Here is a 19,614-nt window from a genome sequence, read left to right as displayed (position 1 = left end):
CACAGTAGCCGCCACCGCTTGAGTTAAGGTATCACGATTAATAATGTGGGTAAGTTCGTGGGCAATTACGCCTTCTAATTCATCCTCTGGGAGGATGTCTAAAATCCCGGCAGTGACAGCCACAGCCGCGTGTTCAGGATCTCGTCCTGTAGCAAAGGCGTTAGCAGTGGGACTAGGAACAATGTACACTCCCGGCATGGGAATATTGGCACGGCTAGATAATTTTTGAACGATGCGATACAGTGCTGGTGCTTCCGCTGCGGTGACAGGCTGGGCGTTATATACGGCTAAAGCAATCTTATCTGATTGATACCAGGAGAATAAATTAGTCGCTGCTGCTAACCCAATTCCTATAATCAAGCCCCCCGTACCACCAATTACCCAGTAACTAATTGCTATCAATAAGCCACTTAGAGTACCTAGTAAAATAGCCGTTTTCAGTTGATTTCCCATCTTGATAACTCTCCTACTTGTGCTGTATTAATTTTTATAACTTTGTCTGGACAACAGCATCCTTTTAGCCACCTCTTGATTGTATCGAGTTCAATTTTGAGGTACAGTGATGAAAACCTGTCACCAAAGTACGGTTTTCCGTTTGAGACTGATTGAATAAAAGATTAATAATGTTACAACAGGCAGAAATTCGTGTTCCCATTGCTATTAGTTTAGGGGCAATAGCTGGGGCTTTAAGTCGCTATTATTTAACTTTGTGGTTGACAAACTGCTTTGGTTTTGGTTTTCCCTATGGAACTTTTTTTATTAATATTAGTGGTTGTTTAGCAATGGGGTTTTTTGCAACTTTAGCTATGGAAAAAACAGCGATGATTTCTCCAGAAATTAAGTTAATTGTTGCTACGGGATTTTTAGGGGCATATACTACTTTTTCTACTTTTGGGTTAGATACAGTTGGCTTGTTACAACGTGGTAATTGGTTAGCTGCTGCTGGTTATTTTTCAGGTAGTACAATTTTAGGAATTATCAGTGTTCAATTGGGGATGATTATTGCTAGAATGTTAAATTAAAAGTTATGGGAAATTAATCAATACAGAAAATGGTGCAAACACAATCTTTTATCAACGAAAATTCTTTCACAGAAATATTACCTGGAGGGAGTAACCCCGATTCTTTCCAATTAGCAGAAGCATGGTATCCAGTTCACTATCTTCAGGATTTAGATAAATCAAAACCCACACCTTTCACTCTTTTAGGTAAAGATATTGTGATTTGGTGGGATCAAAAAAACTTATCTTGGCAAGTATTTATAGATCAATGTCCTCACCGTCTTGCACCTCTTTCTGAAGGCAGAATTAATGAAGATGGATTGTTAGAATGTCCTTATCATGGTTGGTCTTTTGCTGGAGATGGAAGTTGTCAAAAAATTCCCCAACAGGTTGCAGGTGCAAAAGCAGAAACCTCTCCCAGGGCTTGTGTACCATCTTTACCAACAACAGAACGACAAGGATTATTATTTGTCTATGCTGGTAATCCAGAAAATGCCATAAATACCAAAGTTCCTGTAGTTGAACCCATAGAAGCAGCGCCGGAAGGCTGGGTAATTATGAACACTTTTCGAGATGTTCCTTATGATGCTTTGACATTATTAGAAAATATCCTTGATCCTAGTCATATTGCCTTTACGCATCATCTGACAGTGGGAAATCGTGCCAATGCTGCACCTTTAGAATTAGAAATAGTTGAATCAGGAAAACATGGTTTTGAAGGGATTTGGAAACAAGGATTAAAAGCGGGACAATCGGGAAAACTTTCCACAACATTTATTGCCCCTGGTTTAATGTGGCATGATATTAATGCGGAAAAAGGCAGAATTTTAACTGTTGTTTATGCTGTCCCCATTCGCAAAGGTGAATGTCGCATCATTGCCCGTTTTCCTTTTAAGTTCAAGTCTAAATTACCAGGATTTTTTATTAAAATTCGCCCTCGTTGGTATGTTCATATTGGACAAAATGGCGTTTTAGAAGATGATCAAATTTTTCTCCATTATCAAGAACGTTATTTAGCGGATAAAGGTGGTAGTGCTAATTTTAATAAGGCTTTTTATCTAGCGACAAAAGCAGATACTTTTGTGGCTGAGTTACGTAAATGGGTAAATCAATATCATGGAGAATCATTTCCGGGTGAATCTTTACCACCACTATTACTAAATAGAGAATTACTGCTAGAAAGATATCATTCCCATACAGAAAAATGTGCTAGTTGTCGTCAGGCTTTAAAGAGGATTCAACAGTTAAAATTCTGGTGTGGTGTTTTTACTATTCTGGCTTTAGCTAGTAGTCCTTTATTAGCTTTTTTGGTGGAGACAAAATCAATTTTATTAGTGATGGTAGAAACATTTGTTCCTCTTTTATTAAGTGCAGGATGGTGGAAATTAAGTAAATTGGAAAAGCAGTTTTATGAGGGAAGAATGATCCCCCCTCGTAATTTACCGGAGAAAAGAAGGTAAATTGGCGGTTTCAAATTTCACTTAATACTATTGTCAGCGTCCAAATATGAAAGTTTGAATTCATACTCTCGGTATCAATCGGGCTTTGATACTCTAGATGCTGAGTCTATACCTGTTCATCTGTCTGAGGTATTGTCAGAATCAGGATGTCCAGGATTTAAGGATTTACAGGATGTTTGTTTAAGTTGCGTTTTTAGGGTTTGAGGATTCTATACTTCTCGGTTAGACTCAAAAAACTGCAATGTGATCTAGATTAGTGCTTTTTGCTGCTTGATAGGGAATACTAGAATAAATACTCCTTGTCAGATAAAGGTGAGTTTTAATAAATGGACTGGACAACAATACTCAAAGCACAGCAGACTGATTTTATTCAAAGACTGAAATCTGGTGACTTACTCCATTGTGAGAAGGAAGGACAGCATAGTGAGTTGACGGTTATCTCTGGAGAGAGGTTAAAGCAATTACGGGTTTTTTGCTGGGATATGGCTAATAAATTTAAGCAACAATACGATGTTAAGAACATCTTCTTCAATAATATGAAGGGAAAGCTGGGTGAGGAAGTTGTTAAAATCCGTTTAGGTGATTTTGTCACTGAGGTTGATTATGAAAAATACAGTGGTGGAGATGGAAAGGTTGATTTTACCTTAACTGCTAATTCATCAATTGGTGTTCAGGTTAAAACCCGTTATGGAAATTGTGATCAAGTTCAATGGACAATTGATAAAGAAGAAATTGAAAAAAATTCTGTTTTAGTTTGTATTTTATGTCAAGAAGAATTTAGTGAAATGGAAAAAGACTATCGTTTGATTATGGTTGGTTTTTTACCAACTAATATGATTAAATCAACTGGTGATAAAACTTTAGTTGGAATAGATGAATTACTTTATCCTGGTGGGTTACGTGGCTATTTAGAGAATTTATCATTTTATGATGCTGACAAATATATCAACTTAGGTGATGAGTATATTGTAAAAGAAGATTATCAAGGTGCGATTACTAATTATAGTCAAGCATTGCAGATAAATCCTAAAAATGCTCAAATATATTTTAAACGAGCAGAAATTCATCATCACCTGGGAAACTTCCAGAATGCTATAAATGATTATAGTCAAGCAATATACATTAATCCTAAAGACGCTTACTCTTATAATAACAGAGGAATTATTTACGAAAAATTTGGTTATATAGACTATGCTATTAATGATTATGAGAAAGCACTAAAAATTCATCCTAAAGAAGCTGTAGTCTATTTGAATTTAGCAATTACTTACTATAACCTAGATGTAGATTGCAATTATTACAATTATATTATAAATAGAGATGAACTAATCATCAATTATTTGAATCAAGCGTTAAATATTAATCCTAACTTATATAAAGCATACTATGTTAGAGGAAAATTTCGTTTTCAAATAGGAGATGTAGCAGGTGCATTTGAGGATTTTAATATTGTATTAAAATTTGATCCTGACTATGCCTTAAATATTTATACATATCTTGCAGAAATATACTACTATCGGGGAAATTACTATAGCGAAATAGGAAATAACAAAAATGCACTTGAAAATTTGAATTTGGCGGCTAATCTATATAAAAGACTAAATGATGAATTTAGTTATAGACGCACTATTAACTATATCCAATATGTTCAATCAATGGTTGAGGTACAGTTATATTACTTTTGATAAGAGATCACCAGAAGGACACCTACCCGTGTGCATACGACTGAGTGATGTAGGTGGATGGTTATTGGGAGGTGCTGTCTTCTTTCGTGTCGAGACTTGTAAATATCAAGAATAATTGAACGCAGATGAACGCAGATAAACACAGATAAAGATAGACAATCAAAAATCAAAACATGATACTTTCAAACAACATCCTGTAAATCCTAAAATCCTGGACATCCTGATTCTGACAAATTAAAATATTAGTACACCACAAATAAAATCAAAATCCTGTAAATCCTTAAATCCTGGACATCCTGATTCAGACAAATTAAAATATTAGTACACCACAAATAAAATCAACATCCCGTAAATCCTAAAATCCTGATTCTGACAAAAAATGCTATATCTCCAAGTAGAAAATATTACTAAACAATGAAACACCCAAAACTAGAAGAAATTATGCAGGAATTGTGTAATAACTTGCTTGAAACATACCAAGATCAACTAATTGCAGTGATTCTTTTTGGTTCTCAAGCGCGTGGTGATGCTACTCCTGATTCAGATTTTGATGTATTAGTTATACTGAAGGATTTAGTGCAAGCAACCAAAGAAATTGAAAAAATTGGCTTTTTTCTTAGTCCCCTTTGTTTAAAATATAGTGTAGTAATTTCTAACCTGTTTTACTCCCTCAGTCGTTTTGAGAAAGAACAAACAATGCTAATCCAAAATATCAAAAAAGAAGGTATTTATTTTTATGAACAAAGAACAAGAGTTTCTAGTGCAAAAATCTCAAGATAGTCTGCGTGCAGCTAAAATTTTAGCTGGTGAAAATCTACCTGATTTTGCTGCTTCTCGTGCTTATTATGCCATGTTTTATATAGCTGAAGCATTCCTAGTAGGTGAAAATCTCAGTTTTAGCAAACACTCTGCTGTAATTAGTAAATTTGGCGAACTTTTTGCCAGAACTGGTAAAATTGATCCTAAATTTCACCGTTATCTAATTGATGCAGAACAGATCCGTTTAAAGGGAGATTATGATCGCTCTGAACGTTTAACTGCTGAAGATGCAAAACTAATGATTGAAAGAACCGAAGAGTTCCTAGAATTAGTAAACTATCTATCATCTTGCTAATTCAAATAAATCAATGGTTAAATAAATAATGGTAATCTAACAGTAATATCAAGAATAATCGAACACAGATAAACGCAGATAAACACAGATAAAAATGGACAATCAAAAATCAAAACATGAAACTTTCAAACAACATCCTGTAAATCCTCAAATCCTGGACATCCTGATTCTGACAAATTAAAATATTAGTACACCACAAATAAAATCAAAATCCTGTAAATCCTAAAATCCTGGATATCCTGATTCAGACAATAATATATTTATTTCCTAGCAACTATTTTGATTATCAAGCGATCGCTACAGTAAGATCAATTATGATTCTGCACTATCATTACAGGGTTAGCGATAGTGTCATTTCTTCCTTATCATTATCAAATTTTCAGTTGGGTTGCGCTTTCGCTTAACCCAACCTACCATTTTTTAACTTTACTTGACGCAAAGACACAAAAAACACTTTGCGCCTTTGCTCCTTTGCGTCTTTGCGCGAAACAAAACTTAACTAGATTGAATGTTATCCCGCAGCATCAGGTAATGGTTTTTTCGGTGTTGCTAGTTGCAGGATGATTTCTAGTAACCAAGGGGCGAGACGTTGGCATAATACGGCTAAGTGAGATTGCCAGCCGACTAGGATTTCTGCGGTATCGTTTTCTATGCCGATAACGAGGGCTTGGGCGACTTGTTCGGGTGTCATGGGAATCACGCCCCGAAATGATTGCAAGTCGCGCACCATGTCTGTTTCCGTCAGGGAAGGGAGTAAGGCGATAACGCGGACATTGTGTTGGGCGAGTTCTTGACGTAGTGCCTGGGTAAATCCGACAATGGCAAACTTAGTGGCGGAATATGTGGCCATTGTCGGGGCGGCAACTTTCCCCATTAAACTGGAGACATTGACAATGATCCCCCTTTTCTGACTAACCATGCGTTTGGCTATCAAGCTGGTGAGGGTGTACATTCCCATCAAATTGACGGAGAGTTCTTCTTGCAGTTGGGGGAGTTTTGATTGCAGAAATGAGTTTTGATGTGCGACTCCGGCACAATTTACGAGTAGATGAATCGGTCCATAACTGCGCCAAAGTTGGGCTACGGCTATGTTGACGTTGATTGAGTGAGTTAAGTCTAAAGCCATGATTGTAGTTTCTACGCCCAAAGCTTCGATTTGGGCGGCTACTTCGGCTAACTTTTGGCGATCGCGTGCTACTAATATTAACCTTTTCATGCCTTGTTTGGCTAATTCTAATGCGATCGCTTTACCAATGCCACGGGAAGCCCCGGTAATTAGTGCAACTTTTCCTTGAATCTTCATCGGTTTTCACCTCCAAATTCTTCATTTTTCATCTTCCTTTTGCCTTCTTGGTAATCAACAGGGAAGACGATTGATGAACGGTAAACAAAAATCAAATTTCAATTCAGCGACAGGAACGAAGATACTTTTTCTGCTCATCTGCAATACCCCTTTATTGCTTCTCGATAGCAGAAATTCCTCGTTGTCAGGATTGTTTAATCAACATAAAAGACTGTTGGCAGGATGGATAAAGCTCATTGATTTTACCTCTCTATTTGCTCCGAGCATTCACCAGTGCTGTCGTACCTACACACATTAGCAACTAAATCAAGTTCTGGCAATGTTTTTTAATCAGGATTTCTGATCAGTCGTTTTCGTGATGTATATATATCGCGATCTTAATTTATATAAGTTTTTATGAATAGTGAGCAATTCATATCATGATCCCCTCACAATTGGTTGATTTTTGTGACAAGGAACACATTTTTTAACTTATTCAAGACAATTAATCTGTTGCATTTATAAAGTATTAGTTATATTTTTCAGGAAAATAATGGCTAACGTCACGCTATCAGCACCAATTTATAGACATAGGAAAATAATTATTAGCAAAAGTGAATACTATATTTCTCTCTCAGAATATTTAGAAGCTGAGAAATCTAGTGAAATTAAACATGAATATATTTATTGATGATCAAGAATTTGAATATTTTAAGACTTGACAAGACGCAAAATTTTTACTATACTTATGTTATTAGTGGGAATCTGCCCGCGCATATATAGTAAGATTTTGTATTATTAAAAAAGACCATTATCGAGTAGTTTCAGTGGTGCTGCCAAAATATGCTACTTTTTAGGTAGTATGATTTAAATATTTATTTCTAGTAGTCGTTTATGCCCAAGCACGACCCCGCAAAATTAAAAAAAGTCGCTATTAGTCTTCCTTTCGGTATTGGTTCTGCGGAATGGGAAGCCGATACAACGGAACGAAAAGCCGCTTGGTCGTTGTATGTGGAACTGGTGACACGCATTGCTGTCCAGTCCTTAGAAGTTGACCAAGGGTTAGTGCGGGAAGCATTAAACTCTCTGTATAGTTTATTCGGAACTACCCGCGAAGTTCTCAAAGCGGCTGGACCTGATGTGGGTGCTTATAAAAACTCAGTTGGGGGTATTGCTATTGCGGTGTTGAATAATGGGTTAAGACCATTTTTAGCTAAATGGCATCCTGTGTTACAAGCGTGGGAAGCAAGACGACCTGTTGGGGTGAGTCCTAAAGAACATGAGGTGAGTTGGTCTGAGGAAGCAACGTTGCGAAGTGAGTTGGCTGCTTTGCGAAGTGGGTTGGAAGAGTATGCGAAGGCTTTGGCTGTTATTGCGGGTGTAGAGGAGTAGAATGGGACAGTTTAAATTTGATGTTTTCCTTTGTCACAATAGCCAAGACAAGACTGCCGTAATAGAAATTGCCCAGCAATTAAAATTAACACAAATTAAACCTTGGCTTGATGATTGGGAACTACAACCTGGTCTTCCTTGGCAACCAGAACTAGAAAAACAAATACCAAATATTAAGTCAGCAGCAGTTTTTATTGGACAGAGTGGTATCGGTCCTTGGCAAGAAGAAGAAATTAATAGCTTCTTGCGCGAATTTCATCGAAGAAAATGTCCTGTAATTCCTATATTGCTTCCCAATGCACCACAGAAACCAAAACTACCATTATTCCTGGAAGGTAGAACATGGGTTGATTTTCGGACAGGTAGCACTGTTCATACAGACCCATGGAAAAAATTGGTGTGGGGTATTACTGGAATAAGGCCAGAGTCGCAACCGTCACAACCCGTTGTTCAGAGTCAACAGCCACAAATTTCCTCACTACCACAGAAAATATGGCTTTTGAGCGACTTCTCCTCAGAAAAAGGCATAGACTACACCTATCTTAGTAAACTACTGTCCGAAGGTAAATGGGAAGATGCTAATACACTAACTTATCAATTGATGGTTGATGTAGTAGGTAAGAATAAGAATAAGGGCGACAAATTGACCAAAGAAGATTTAAGAAATTTTCCCTGCACAGACCTTAAAACAATTGATAAACTGTGGTTAAACCACAGTAATAGCAAATTTGGATTCAGTATTCAAAAGGAAATTTATTTAAGCATTGGTGGCAAGCTTGATAGTATTTTTGATCAAATACTCTGGAAAAACTTCGGTGATATCGTTGGATGGCGAGATGTAGATCAAGACTACTTTTTTGATGAATCTGATGATCAACATAGTTTTGATATTTCAGCACCTAAAGGACATCTTCCTGTATTAATCGAATACAATGATCCGGGACTTGTTATAAATCTCTTCCCTCGTATCGAGACTTGTATTCAGTCTCAAACTATTAAACCTTTACAACTTCTCAACTCACATCTTGGTTATACGTCAAACACTTCAGCAACTCAGGCTGTAGAAACTATTCAGCCACCCATTGATATAGATAACCTTGGCTCAGAAAAAGGCGTAGACTATACCAGATTGCGTGACTTACTCAAAGCAGGTAACTGGAAAGATGCCGACTATGAAACCTATCTGGTAATGTTAAAGGCTGTAGCCCGTGAGGAAGGCGACTGGATTAGAACCGAAGAACTATTAAAATTTCCTTGTACTGATCTCCGCACAATTGACAAACTATGGATAAAACATAGCAATGGTCAATTTGGCTTTAGTGTCCAAAAGCAAATTTACTTGAGCGTCGGTGGCATAGCTGACGGCAGGTATTATAAAGAAACCTGGGAAAAATTTGGCGATAAAGTGGGATGGAGAATGAGTGAGGAATGGATAACGTATGATAAAGTTATTTTTAGCACATTTACGAAAAAGGGACACCTGCCCAGTGAGTGTGGGTTGGTGGTAGGTGAGGATAACGGTATGGAGGCTCTTCTCTTAAGACTTGTAAACTGTAACATTTAAAGCTTTCAGAAAATTATTAAGTCAGAATCAGGATATCCAGGATTAAAGGATTTACAGGATTTTATTTTCTGGTGAAAGCTCCCCCAATTCTGACATAATTAATTAGATGAACGAGAAAAATACTCCCTTCCCACACAAAGATAACTGAAATTTTTTCTCTGTGTCCTCTGTGTCTCTGTGGTTCGTTTAAAAAAATTAGTAATCTAACAGTAATATCAAGAATAATTGAACGCAGATAAACGCAGATAAAGATGGACAATCAAAATTCAAAACACGATAATTTCAAACAACATCCTGTAAATCCTCAAATCCTGGACATCCTGATTCAGACAAATTAAAATATTAGTACACCACAAATAAAATCAAAATCCTCGACATCCTGATTCAGACAATATCAGTAAACCTGATTTGATCAGGACGAGCGATCATTTTCTAAACAACCATGAATCTTATACTTGTACTAAATTGCTTTTATGGTCATACCAGCTATTAACCATTGCAATAATATTATCTATTTCTTGATCATTCAGGGTTTTTAATTCTTCATTTTGATTAAATTTCAATACCACGTTATTTCCCTCATTAATAATAGGTTCTAAAATCCATTTATAATATCCTTTATCATTATCTAGCGTAAAGAAAAACAAGCACACTGGAAATGGTAAATCTCTGAAAAATTTCAAATTCTTATATTTGTTATTTTTTAGCTGAAAAATATCATCATGCTGAATTACTTCAGAACTAGAAACTGTTGCTTTCACTTCTACCCCAAAAATTCTCCCAGTGTAATTACCATCTTTAGTGATTGTAACTGAAAAATCTAAACCTCCTTGTCCTTGTTTTTGTTGAGAAACAATTAAATCATCACGACGAGTTAAGTACACAACTGCCAAAGCTTCTGAACGTAAACCAATGTACCAAGGTTGTTCTGTTTGCATTGTTTTATCTCCACTGTTGATCAGAAAATTGCGAAACTAAATTTTTCCGGCTGTATTGACTCCAAAAATTATTTACTTCGTGCCAAAGAATTTCTCTATTCTGTTTATTAATAGGAAAGTTAGTAGATAGACTTGAGAGAGATTTTGAATTTTCTCCATTAGCAGAAACTAAATAACCAACTTCTTGAATGTCATCAATCCCAACTATATAAGTTGGTGCTGGATAAGATGCTATACCAATTACAGATTCTTCTTTTACTTTCACCTTAAGGCGATTCTCTTTTTTAGTATAACCTTGCCTAGTAGTTTTGACTTGTACAAAGAAATAGGGAATATATGAACCTGCACCTACTAACTCCACAATAAAATCAACATACTGCCATTTATCTCCTAAAAACTGCGGCTTAAAAATTGGACTAGTATCAAGGTGAAATTTAGTGATTAAAACTTCAAATATCCTCTCACCTCTTTGTCCTAGTGCATCTCTCATTTTCTTATATATACCCCTATCATAATTCAAGTTATAGTTTTCTTCACACAATATAGGGTAGGCAATTTTGCCCACCCCATACAGACTTTACACAGTTATGAAAAACTAACCTAAATTAATTCCCTTCCCGCAACTTATCCAACACACTACGATCTTCCAAAGTCGAAGTATCCCCCGATATTTCCTGTCCTGATGCCAAATTCCGCAGCAAACGCCGCATAATCTTACCAGAACGGGTTTTAGGCAAAGCATCAGTAAACCTGATTTCACCAGGACGAGCGATCGCTCCAATCTCATTGACAACGTGCTTTTTCAGTTCCTTACTCAACTCCTCACTGGCTTGATAAGTCCCTTCCAAAGTCACAAAAGCCACAACTTCCTCACCCTTCAAATCATCCGGTTTACCCACCACCGCAGCCTCAGCCACCGCCGGATGAGACACTAGGGCAGATTCTACTTCCATCGTCCCCAAGCGGTGTCCAGAGACATTCAGAACATCATCCACGCGCCCCATGACCCAGAAATAGCCGTCCTCATCCTTTCTCGCCCCATCACCGGCGAAATACGTATAATTACCATTTGTGGGCGGAATATGTTCCCAGTAAGTCCGCCGGAAACGATCAGGATCACCGTACACAGTCCGCATCATTCCCGGCCAAGGATGACGAATTGCTAAATAACCACCTTCGTTATCAGGGACAGAATTCCCGTCTAAATCCACCACATCCGCAATAATACCGGGGAATGGGAGAGTGGCTGAACCTGGTTTAGTGGCAATTGCCCCAGGTAGAGGTGTAATCATAATCCCACCTGTCTCCGTTTGCCACCAAGTATCCACAATTGGACAGCGTTCACCACCAATGATTTTGTGATACCACATCCAAGCTTCGGGGTTAATGGGTTCACCCACGCTTCCCAGTAATCGCAGAGAAGAAAGATTACGTTTGTTAGGATGGTGTTCACCCATTTTGATAAAGGCGCGAATTGCCGTTGGTGCAGTATAAAAAATATTAACACCGTATTTCTCAATGACATCCCAGAAGCAACCAGGATTAGAAGCACGGGGCGCACCTTCATACATGAGAGTGGTTGCCCCGTTGGAAAGGGGTCCATAAACTATATAGCTATGTCCCGTAATCCAACCGACATCGGCAGTACACCAATATACATCAGTATCTTGAAGATCAAAAATCCATTTGGTAGTGATATGGCTGTATAAGTTATAACCGCCTGTGGTATGGACTACTCCTTTCGGTTTGCCTGTACTACCGGAAGTGTAGAGAACAAACAGCATATCTTCGCTGTCCATAGGTTCAGCGGGACAATCAGCAGAAACGCCTTTTTGTAAATCGTGCCACCAATGGTCACGTCCTGCTTCCATTTGTATTGTTTGATTTGTGCGCTTGACAACTAGCACATCTGTAATGCTGGGGACTGCATTGTTTTCTAAAGCCTTGTCTACCTGTTCTTTGAGGGGGACAATTGCATCTTTGCGCCAACCACCATCGGCTGTGATCACTAACTTAGCTTCGGCATCATTCAAGCGATCGCGCAAAGCTTCAGCACTAAAACCACCGAAAACAACGCTGTGAGGTGCGCCAATTCTCGCACAGGCTAACATGGCAATGGCAGCTTCGGGAATCATCGGCATATAAATCCCAATGCGATCGCCTTTTTTTGCTCCTAGCTGCTTTAATACATTTGCAAACTGGCATACTTCCCGATGCAATTGGGCATAAGTCAGCGTCCGTGAATCTCCCGGTTCTCCTTCCCAAATCAATGCAGCTTTATTTTTCCGCCAAGTAGTGAGATGTCTGTCAAGACAATTGTAAGAAATATTAATCTTACCGTTGACAAACCACTTAGCAAAAGGTGGTTGCCAATCTAGGACAGTGTCCCATTTTTGAAACCAGTGTAACTCAGTTTCCGCCAATTCTGCCCAAAATTGTTGAGGATCTGCTTTGGCTTTGTCGTAAAGTCGCTGATAATCTGCTAAACTTTTGATCTGGGCATTTTCTGAAAATTCACTGCTAGGCGGAAATAGCCGCTTTTCCTGTAAAATGGATTCTATGGTTGGTTGAGACATAATGATGGATGCAAATGATAATGATATTGTGACTGAAAACTATTTTTAACGAAGTTGTGCTGAGTGTAAAGATTATTTACTGATCTGCTCAACTAGTCCTACTCTAGTCCGACAATTAGTTAATGCTGAATTATTCAGTACACCCTAAGATAAAATAATGATCATGTTTTTAACAACCTTATTTACCGATTTAGTAGGATATCACTCTTTAGATGCTGTGTTAGTGTTTTACAATAGGGTATAGTTTGCAAGCCAGAGAAATTAAGGATAAACTAAATTTACTAATCGAGCAAGCCGCTGAAATAGATCCAAGTCTCACGATAAAATTAAGAGATATCAACCGTTGGATTAAACATATCAAGCTTGGTTCACTGATATCCAAACCCATCGTTGTCGCTTTTTTATTAGAAGTAATTACGGACTCTAAGGTTTGGTTAGCAATTAAATCTTTACCTTCAGAGGAAGACCAAAAACTCCAGTTTGAGCAAATGACCGCCAATGAAAGATATTGGTACAGTTGTCTATTTCCTAAATGGATAAACGCCACAGACACCAAATTTTATATTTGGAAGAAAAAAATGATGGCGGGGGAATTTAATCAGGCTGATAGTGATATCATTAAATATATAGCTCAGGATGTTGTTCATCGAGAAGGGGATTTTTGGCGGCGTTATATAGCTGACCTTTCTATGGCAACAGACCTGATAGTTAGCAATCACCAAAATAAACCACTCTGTATTCAAGTTACCAGTGTCAGTGAAGAATTTCATAACACTAAGTATCAAAAGTGGCAAAATTCACTGCAATTGTGGGAAATAGAAAGAGGATTATTTCTCAGTTACAATCCCCAAGACAATGATTTTATTCATCAGTTAGTCAATGTTGCACTGTATAACAGTGATCATCTTGCGGAAGGGAAGTATATGAATTTTTCCTGATTCCCGAATATTGAAATCGAAATCTGTGTCCTAGCTAACATCATTAATCCGCTGAAAACACCATTTATGGTTAACCAACAACAGACTAATAATAGCGCTCAACTCGAAAACCTGACAGAAGCGTTAGCAGCAGCCCGGAATATGCAGCAAGATTGGTTAAATTATGGACTAAATTTTGTTCATATTTATGTCGAAGATGTGGAAGGTGATTGGCTAGAAACCTGGGGAGATGATGAAATATCTAATCCTTTATTTGATTCTATTAAAGACTTTTTAGTTAGTGATGATGATGTGGCTATAAAAATCAGAAATTATGTGGGAGATACATCATTGTTTGATTTAGCCGTAGATTTAGAAGAATGTTTGAGAATTTCTAGAGAAAATGACAAAATATCGGCTGTGAAAGATGTGTTAGTAAGTGATATTGATCTTGATATTGATAATTTGGAATTATTGGATTTAGCTAGTTATTTTGTCAACAAGTGTTGTCACAAAAATTCAGAACCTAGAATTGTTGAAGTATAGTTTTCGAGAGTTTCAGAGAGTTTCAGATCCCCGACTTCTTAGAGAAGTCGGGGATCTTGTTTGTGGTATATAATGTTTTAGCTAAAAACTGTACAAGCTAACAGTTATCGGTGTGAAAATTTTATACTATACATCTTGGCACAAAAGATGTCAAAGCTGCTATTGTTTATGCAGTACGAGTAAATAGAAAATCGGAATTACCATAAAGCGATAGGTTTAGTAATCTATAGTAACCCCATATATCCTAAAATTAAATCATGTACAGTAGCAGCAATATGGAAAAACTACAAACCGCCTCCAGACAGGCAGAAATAGAAGCAACTTTCATCACACTTGCCAATCAATGGCGGGAAGAAAATCGTGGTATATCATCAACTAACCAAATGTGTATGCACCCTGCCTATCAACAAATTATAGGCATGGGTGAAGTCGTCATACCTCTACTGCTAAGAGAGCTTGAAAAGAAATCTGGACGCTGGTTTTGGGCATTAAAATCTATTTCCAGAGAAGATCCTGTACCTCCAGAGTACAGAGGAAATACAGAAAAAATGACTAAAGCATGGCTCGAATGGGGAAAGCAAAGGGGCTACAATTGGTAAGTAATAACGCCTGGGTTAACTATGTAAAAACATTTATTGAACGAGATTTTCCTAACCTAGTCATCCACGGATACAAGCTTACAAGCCCAGATACAACAGATTACAATTGTGTTGCTTGGGCAGCAGAAGACGATCAAAATTGGTGGTGGCCAGATGCTCAAAATGAAGAATACTGGCCTCCAGATGTTCCTAGAGAGGAGACCATTAACGCTTTTGAGCAAGCATTTCAAACTCTTGGTTATGAAGTCTGTGAAGATGATACTTTAGAACCAGGATTTCAAAAAATAGCAATATACGTTAATTCCAATAAAACACCAACCCACGTTGCTAGACAATTACCTGATGGTAAATGGACAAGTAAGCTAGGTCAAGACGAAGATATAGAGCATAATAATTTACAAGGTTTAACTGGTAATCCTGGTTATGGTGAAGTTACCTGTATTATGAAAAGACCAATTTGAAACTAGAAGAATAGTTAAAAAAGCGATCGCTTACTTGACTTCAGATATATCATACTTGGTTAATTACTCCCTTCCCAGCATAAGATATTAACTAAAAACTGTTAATTTAAAATCCCCTTATTTTACCAAATACTAATATGTCATTTGTTCCTTTACATATTCACAGTGATTACAGCTTGCTTGATGGTGCTAGTCAACTACCAGAATTGGTAGATCGAGCGATCGCATTAGGAATGAAAGCGATCGCCCTCACAGATCATGGTGTCATGTATGGGGCAGTTGAACTCATTAAAATCTGCCGCAGTAAGACTATAAAGCCAATAATTGGCAACGAAATGTATATCCTAAACGGTGATATTGACAAACAAGAACGCCGTCCCAAATATCATCAAGTCGTATTAGCCAAAAACACTCAAGGCTATAAAAACTTAGTTAAAATCACCACAATTTCCCATCTTCAAGGAGTACAAGGTAAAGGCATTTTTTCCCGTCCTTGTATTAACAAAGATTTACTCAAACAATATCGTAAAGGTTTAATAGTTACTAGCGCTTGTTTAGGGGGAGAAATTCCTCAAGCAATTTTGAGTAATCGGCCAGATGCAGCCAGAAAAGTTGCTAAATGGTATAAAGAAGTATTTGGGGAAGATTTTTATTTAGAAATTCAAGATCATGGTTCTCAAGAAGACCGGATTGTGAATGTAGAAATTGTCAAAATTGCCAGAGAATTAGGGATTAAATTTATTGCTACAAATGACTCCCATTTTATTTCTTGTTTTGATGTAGAATCCCATGATGCCTTGCTATGTATTCAAACCGGCAAACTCATCAGCGAAGATAAAAGAATGCGATATAGCGGCACAGAATACCTCAAATCATCAGAGGAAATGCACCAGTTATTCCGTGACCATTTACCCGATGATGTCATTGCTGAAGCGATCGCCACCACAGAAGAAATTGCTGATAAAGTTGAACCTTATCACATCATGGGTGATCCCCAAATTCCCACACCCCAAATACCTTCAGGACATACAGCAGATACCTATGCAGAAGAAGTTGCTTGGGACGGACTTTTAGAAAGATTAAAACGCAAATCTCGCAACGAAGTAGATCCAGTCTATAAAGAAAGATTGGAATATGAATTAAAAATGATTCAACAAATGGGATTTTCCACCTACTTTTTAGTAGTGTGGGACTACATCAAATTTGCGCGAGATAATAATATTCCCGTCGGTCCAGGACGGGGTTCTGCGGCAGGTTCTTTAGTAGCTTATGCCATGAAAATTACGAATATTGACCCCGTACATCATGGCTTATTATTTGAAAGATTTCTCAATCCTGAACGCAAATCAATGCCGGATATTGATACAGATTTCTGCATTGATAAACGAGATCAAGTCATTGATTATGTAACTAATAAATATGGTGTTGATAGAGTTGCCCAAATCATCACTTTTAACCGTCTGACATCAAAAGCAGTGTTAAAAGATGTCGCTAGAGTGTTAGACATTCCCTATGGGGATTCTGACAAAATGGCGAAAATGATTCCTGTAGTTCGGGGTAAACCCACAAAACTGAAAGTGATGATTTCCGATGAAACTCCCGAACCAGAATTTAAAGCCAAATATGATAATGATCCCACTGTACGGCGCTGGATTGACATGGCCATGCGAATTGAAGGAACTAACAAAACCTTCGGGGTTCATGCTGCCGGTGTCGTTATTTCCGCAGAACCATTAGATGAACTCGTTCCTCTACAACGAAATAATGATGGTTCTGTAATTACTCAATATTTCATGGAAGATTTGGAATCATTGGGATTATTAAAAATGGACTTTTTGGGTTTGCGGAACTTAACCCTAATTCAAAAAACCATTGATTTAATTGAACAAAGTAAAGGATATCGAATTGATCCTGATGAAATTACCGGACAGGAAAGAAAAGCACAAAAAATATTAGCTAAAGGTGATCATACTAACTTACCAAAAGACGTTGCTAAAGCTTATTCACTATTAGAAGCAGGTGATTTAGAAGGGATATTTCAATTAGAATCTTCAGGAATGAAACAGATAGTCCGAGATTTAAAACCTTCAAACATTGAAGATATTTCTTCCATTCTAGCACTTTATCGCCCAGGACCATTAGATGCAGGATTAATTCCTAAATTTATTAATCGTAAACATGGACGAGAAGAAATTGAATATGATACTCAAATTTTAGAACCAATCTTAAATGAAACCTACGGAATCATGGTTTATCAAGAGCAAATTATGAAAATTGCTCAAGATATGGCTGGTTATAGCTTAGGACAAGCTGATTTACTCCGTCGGGCTATGGGTAAAAAGAAAGTATCAGAAATGGAGAAACAAAAGCAAAATTTTATTGATGGTTCGGCAAAAAATGGTGTAATACCCCAAGTTTCTGAACATTTATTTGGGGATATGTTGAAGTTTGCCGAATACTGTTTAAGTTATGACACAGAAATTTTAACCGTTGAATATGGTTTTTTAGAGATTGGGGAAATTGTTGAAAAACAGATTGAATGTAAAGTTTATACTATTGATAGTAATGGAATGCTTTACACCCAATCAATTGCCCAATGGCATAATCGGGGACAGCAAGAAGTTTATGAATATTTGTTAGAAAATGGGGCAATTATTCGCGCTACAAAAGACCATAAATTCATGACTGAAGCCGGGCAAATGTTACCAATTGATGAGATTTTTGCCCAAGGATTAGATTTATTACAAGTGGGTGTTGCTGAATGAAAGGATGAATTTTTTTTTCACGCAGAGGCGCAGAGTCGCAGAGAGTAGGAGCTTGCAAAATGTAATTGTTGACTTTTATACTTCAAAAAACAAACAAACTTAACCCGACTCAACAATACTTAAGATCAGTATTCACATCTCTTCTTTATTTACCTCTGCGCCCTCTGTGCCTCTGTGGTTCGTTAAAAATTAACTACTTAACTAACCACATATAACTATATACACATACATAGCATACTGATTATACAATTACATATCAGTATATTCTCACTGGTTTAAAGCCCATTAGTAATGGTAACTTAAAATACGTAACCATTTTAGACGGGTAAAGAAAATGGCTGTTGGCATAGAAGAACAGGGTAGCAAGTTTATCACCACCGAAGCAATCAAAAATCAAGACGGAGAACAGAAGGTTTGGGACGCTTTCCGTAGTACCTTTGCTGATAGAAACTGCATTGGATATTGGCGTTATCCCATTTTTTCCAAAGCTGGAGAAATTAGAAAAGAGCCGGATATCTTAATAGTTGATAGAGAATTTGGTGTAGTTGTAATTGAAGTCAAATCTATAAATATTGACCAAATTGCCGCTATTAATGGTCAACAATGGCAATTGCAAAATACTGATACCACAGAAATAAATCCCTACCAACAAGCAGAACATCAACTGCGAGCATTAATATCATATAGTGATAGAGAAACAGCACTTTGGCGAAAAGTTAATGGTAGAGCCATAGTTGCATTACCGCAAATTACCACAGAACAATGGCAGCAAAAAGGCTTTGACCAATTACCAGATATTCCGCCAATTATATTTCAAGACCAATTAGGAAAAGTTGCTTTAATTGAACAAATTCAACAAGCTAATATTGTCATTCCTGGAGCAGATTTAGAAGCTAAAAATTGGGAATTATTATTATCAGTGATAGGCGGTACACCTGTATTGCGGAAACCTCCCCGAAATCAAGTCAATACCACTGGGAAAACCCGTTCTAATGTCATTGATAGTTTACGAGAAAAACTCTATGAGATTGATTTACAACAAGAACATATTGGTAAAGAAATTCCCCCCGGTCCTCAGCGCATTCGCGGTATTGCCGGCTCAGGAAAAACTGTTTTACTATGTCAAAAAGCCGCACATATGCACCTGAAACATCCAGATTGGGATATTGCTTTAGTATTTTTTACCCGTTCCTTATATGATTTAATAACTGGTTTACTCGACCAATGGATAAAGCGTTTTAGTTGTGGTGAAATGCAGTATGACCCCAAAACTAACTCGAAGTTACGAGTCTTTCATGCTTGGGGAGCAAAGCA

At 37.4% G+C, this 19,614-nt stretch carries 19 protein-coding genes; 14 read left to right on the top strand and 5 right to left on the bottom strand.

Going from position 1 to position 19,614, the window contains the following annotated elements; all coding sequences use genetic code 11:
* The coding region (locus FJR08_RS20505) for a M48 family metalloprotease (RefSeq protein WP_168634380.1) at nucleotides 1-453 on the bottom strand (453 nt) is incomplete at its 3' end.
* Between the two features lie 170 nt (nucleotides 454-623).
* Between FJR08_RS20505 and crcB the strand changes: the two genes are divergently transcribed.
* From crcB to FJR08_RS20480, 5 genes are all read left to right on the top strand, one after another.
* The gene (gene crcB, locus FJR08_RS20500; protein WP_168634379.1) at nucleotides 624-1,022 is read left to right on the top strand and encodes a fluoride efflux transporter CrcB; all 399 of its coding nucleotides are present in this window, start codon (nucleotides 624-626) and stop codon (nucleotides 1,020-1,022) included.
* A gap of 29 nt (nucleotides 1,023-1,051) precedes the next feature.
* Nucleotides 1,052-2,461: a Rieske 2Fe-2S domain-containing protein gene (locus FJR08_RS20495; RefSeq protein ID WP_168634378.1), complete on the top strand. Its 1,410-nt coding sequence runs from the start codon at nucleotides 1,052-1,054 to the stop codon at nucleotides 2,459-2,461.
* Between the two features lie 326 nt (nucleotides 2,462-2,787).
* The gene (locus FJR08_RS20490; RefSeq protein ID WP_168634377.1) at nucleotides 2,788-4,146 is read left to right on the top strand and encodes a tetratricopeptide repeat protein; all 1,359 of its coding nucleotides are present in this window, start codon (nucleotides 2,788-2,790) and stop codon (nucleotides 4,144-4,146) included.
* A gap of 414 nt (nucleotides 4,147-4,560) precedes the next feature.
* Nucleotides 4,561-4,926 (top strand): nucleotidyltransferase domain-containing protein, encoded by a 366-nt coding sequence (locus FJR08_RS20485; protein ID WP_168634376.1) that lies wholly within the window; start codon nucleotides 4,561-4,563, stop codon nucleotides 4,924-4,926.
* A complete protein-coding gene (locus FJR08_RS20480; RefSeq protein ID WP_168634375.1) occupies nucleotides 4,883-5,260 on the top strand; it encodes a HEPN domain-containing protein in 378 nt (125 codons plus the stop codon). Before FJR08_RS20485 ends, FJR08_RS20480 begins: the two co-directional genes overlap by 44 nt.
* A gap of 511 nt (nucleotides 5,261-5,771) precedes the next feature.
* On the opposite strand, the gene FJR08_RS20475 is transcribed toward FJR08_RS20480, so the two are convergent.
* Complete coding sequence (locus tag FJR08_RS20475; protein ID WP_148760954.1) at nucleotides 5,772-6,563, bottom strand: SDR family oxidoreductase; 792 nt, start codon at nucleotides 6,561-6,563, stop codon at nucleotides 5,772-5,774.
* A gap of 532 nt (nucleotides 6,564-7,095) precedes the next feature.
* Here FJR08_RS20475 and FJR08_RS23055 point away from each other — a divergent pair.
* The 3 genes from FJR08_RS23055 (at nucleotide 7,096) to FJR08_RS24310 (ending at nucleotide 9,498) form a co-directional block, all read left to right on the top strand.
* Complete coding sequence (locus FJR08_RS23055; protein ID WP_174783182.1) at nucleotides 7,096-7,233, top strand: hypothetical protein; 138 nt, start codon at nucleotides 7,096-7,098, stop codon at nucleotides 7,231-7,233.
* A 203-nt stretch (nucleotides 7,234-7,436) separates the two neighbouring features.
* Nucleotides 7,437-7,934, top strand: coding sequence for a hypothetical protein (locus FJR08_RS20465; RefSeq protein WP_168634374.1), 498 nt, complete (start codon nucleotides 7,437-7,439; stop codon nucleotides 7,932-7,934).
* A 1-nt stretch (nucleotide 7,935) separates the two neighbouring features.
* Nucleotides 7,936-9,498, top strand: coding sequence for a GUN4 domain-containing protein (locus FJR08_RS24310; RefSeq protein WP_371415569.1), 1,563 nt, complete (start codon nucleotides 7,936-7,938; stop codon nucleotides 9,496-9,498).
* Between the two features lie 449 nt (nucleotides 9,499-9,947).
* Here FJR08_RS24310 and FJR08_RS20455 read toward each other — a convergent pair whose 3' ends face one another.
* From FJR08_RS20455 to acs, 3 genes are all read right to left on the bottom strand, one after another.
* Nucleotides 9,948-10,436, bottom strand: a complete 489-nt coding sequence (locus tag FJR08_RS20455; protein WP_168634373.1) for a DUF4365 domain-containing protein — start codon at nucleotides 10,434-10,436, stop codon at nucleotides 9,948-9,950.
* Nucleotides 10,437-10,440: 4 nt separating this feature from the next.
* Complete coding sequence (locus FJR08_RS20450) at nucleotides 10,441-10,926, bottom strand: DUF4365 domain-containing protein (protein WP_168634372.1); 486 nt, start codon at nucleotides 10,924-10,926, stop codon at nucleotides 10,441-10,443.
* A gap of 115 nt (nucleotides 10,927-11,041) precedes the next feature.
* Nucleotides 11,042-13,012: an acetate--CoA ligase gene (acs, locus tag FJR08_RS20445; RefSeq protein ID WP_168634371.1), complete on the bottom strand. Its 1,971-nt coding sequence runs from the start codon at nucleotides 13,010-13,012 to the stop codon at nucleotides 11,042-11,044.
* 245 nt (nucleotides 13,013-13,257) lie between these two features.
* On the opposite strand from acs, the gene FJR08_RS20440 reads away from it, so the two are divergent.
* The 6 genes from FJR08_RS20440 to FJR08_RS20415 all read left to right on the top strand — a co-directional run.
* On the top strand, nucleotides 13,258-13,950 hold the full coding sequence (locus FJR08_RS20440; protein ID WP_148760846.1) for a hypothetical protein: 693 nt from the start codon (nucleotides 13,258-13,260) through the stop codon (nucleotides 13,948-13,950).
* A gap of 66 nt (nucleotides 13,951-14,016) precedes the next feature.
* On the top strand, nucleotides 14,017-14,475 hold the full coding sequence (locus FJR08_RS20435) for a hypothetical protein (RefSeq protein ID WP_168634370.1): 459 nt from the start codon (nucleotides 14,017-14,019) through the stop codon (nucleotides 14,473-14,475).
* A 257-nt stretch (nucleotides 14,476-14,732) separates the two neighbouring features.
* Nucleotides 14,733-15,074, top strand: coding sequence for a hypothetical protein (locus FJR08_RS20430; RefSeq protein WP_217357543.1), 342 nt, complete (start codon nucleotides 14,733-14,735; stop codon nucleotides 15,072-15,074).
* Complete coding sequence (locus FJR08_RS20425) at nucleotides 15,044-15,535, top strand: hypothetical protein (protein WP_254435816.1); 492 nt, start codon at nucleotides 15,044-15,046, stop codon at nucleotides 15,533-15,535. The genes FJR08_RS20430 and FJR08_RS20425 overlap by 31 nt, the downstream gene beginning before the upstream one ends.
* A gap of 137 nt (nucleotides 15,536-15,672) precedes the next feature.
* Nucleotides 15,673-18,300: a trans-splicing intein-formed DNA polymerase III subunit alpha N-terminal partner DnaE-N gene (locus tag FJR08_RS20420; RefSeq protein ID WP_015083676.1), complete on the top strand. Its 2,628-nt coding sequence runs from the start codon at nucleotides 15,673-15,675 to the stop codon at nucleotides 18,298-18,300.
* A gap of 334 nt (nucleotides 18,301-18,634) precedes the next feature.
* Nucleotides 18,635-19,614, top strand: a 980-nt coding sequence (locus tag FJR08_RS20415) for a nuclease-related domain-containing protein (RefSeq protein WP_174783183.1), incomplete at its 3' end; no start/stop codon positions are given.

Origin of the sequence: Dolichospermum sp. UHCC 0260, assembly GCF_009711985.1 — a bacterium.
GTDB classification, from domain to species: domain Bacteria; phylum Cyanobacteriota; class Cyanobacteriia; order Cyanobacteriales; family Nostocaceae; genus Dolichospermum; species Dolichospermum lemmermannii.
Note: the sequence above shows the minus strand (reverse complement) of the source record. Positions and strands in the feature narration are given on the sequence as shown.

Bases quoted from the DNA above. Each gene is read 5' to 3' on its own strand.
- FJR08_RS20425 (WP_254435816.1), top strand. From the start codon at position 15,044: ATGGGGAAAGCAAAGGGGCTACAATTGGTAAGTAATAACGCCTGGGTT.
- FJR08_RS20420 (WP_015083676.1), top strand. From the start codon at position 15,673: ATGTCATTTGTTCCTTTACATATTCACAGTGATTACAGCTTGCTTGAT.
- crcB (WP_168634379.1), top strand. From the start codon at position 624: ATGTTACAACAGGCAGAAATTCGTGTTCCCATTGCTATTAGTTTAGGG.
- FJR08_RS20485 (WP_168634376.1), top strand. From the start codon at position 4,561: ATGAAACACCCAAAACTAGAAGAAATTATGCAGGAATTGTGTAATAAC.
- FJR08_RS24310 (WP_371415569.1), top strand. From the start codon at position 7,936: ATGGGACAGTTTAAATTTGATGTTTTCCTTTGTCACAATAGCCAAGAC.
- FJR08_RS20475 (WP_148760954.1), bottom strand. From the start codon at position 6,563: ATGAAGATTCAAGGAAAAGTTGCACTAATTACCGGGGCTTCCCGTGGC.
- FJR08_RS23055 (WP_174783182.1), top strand. From the start codon at position 7,096: ATGGCTAACGTCACGCTATCAGCACCAATTTATAGACATAGGAAAATA.
- FJR08_RS20480 (WP_168634375.1), top strand. From the start codon at position 4,883: ATGAACAAAGAACAAGAGTTTCTAGTGCAAAAATCTCAAGATAGTCTG.
- FJR08_RS20450 (WP_168634372.1), bottom strand. From the start codon at position 10,926: ATGAGAGATGCACTAGGACAAAGAGGTGAGAGGATATTTGAAGTTTTA.
- FJR08_RS20490 (WP_168634377.1), top strand. From the start codon at position 2,788: ATGGACTGGACAACAATACTCAAAGCACAGCAGACTGATTTTATTCAA.
- FJR08_RS20430 (WP_217357543.1), top strand. From the start codon at position 14,733: ATGTACAGTAGCAGCAATATGGAAAAACTACAAACCGCCTCCAGACAG.
- FJR08_RS20495 (WP_168634378.1), top strand. From the start codon at position 1,052: ATGGTGCAAACACAATCTTTTATCAACGAAAATTCTTTCACAGAAATA.
- FJR08_RS20455 (WP_168634373.1), bottom strand. From the start codon at position 10,436: ATGCAAACAGAACAACCTTGGTACATTGGTTTACGTTCAGAAGCTTTG.
- acs (WP_168634371.1), bottom strand. From the start codon at position 13,012: ATGTCTCAACCAACCATAGAATCCATTTTACAGGAAAAGCGGCTATTT.
- FJR08_RS20465 (WP_168634374.1), top strand. From the start codon at position 7,437: ATGCCCAAGCACGACCCCGCAAAATTAAAAAAAGTCGCTATTAGTCTT.
- FJR08_RS20435 (WP_168634370.1), top strand. From the start codon at position 14,017: ATGGTTAACCAACAACAGACTAATAATAGCGCTCAACTCGAAAACCTG.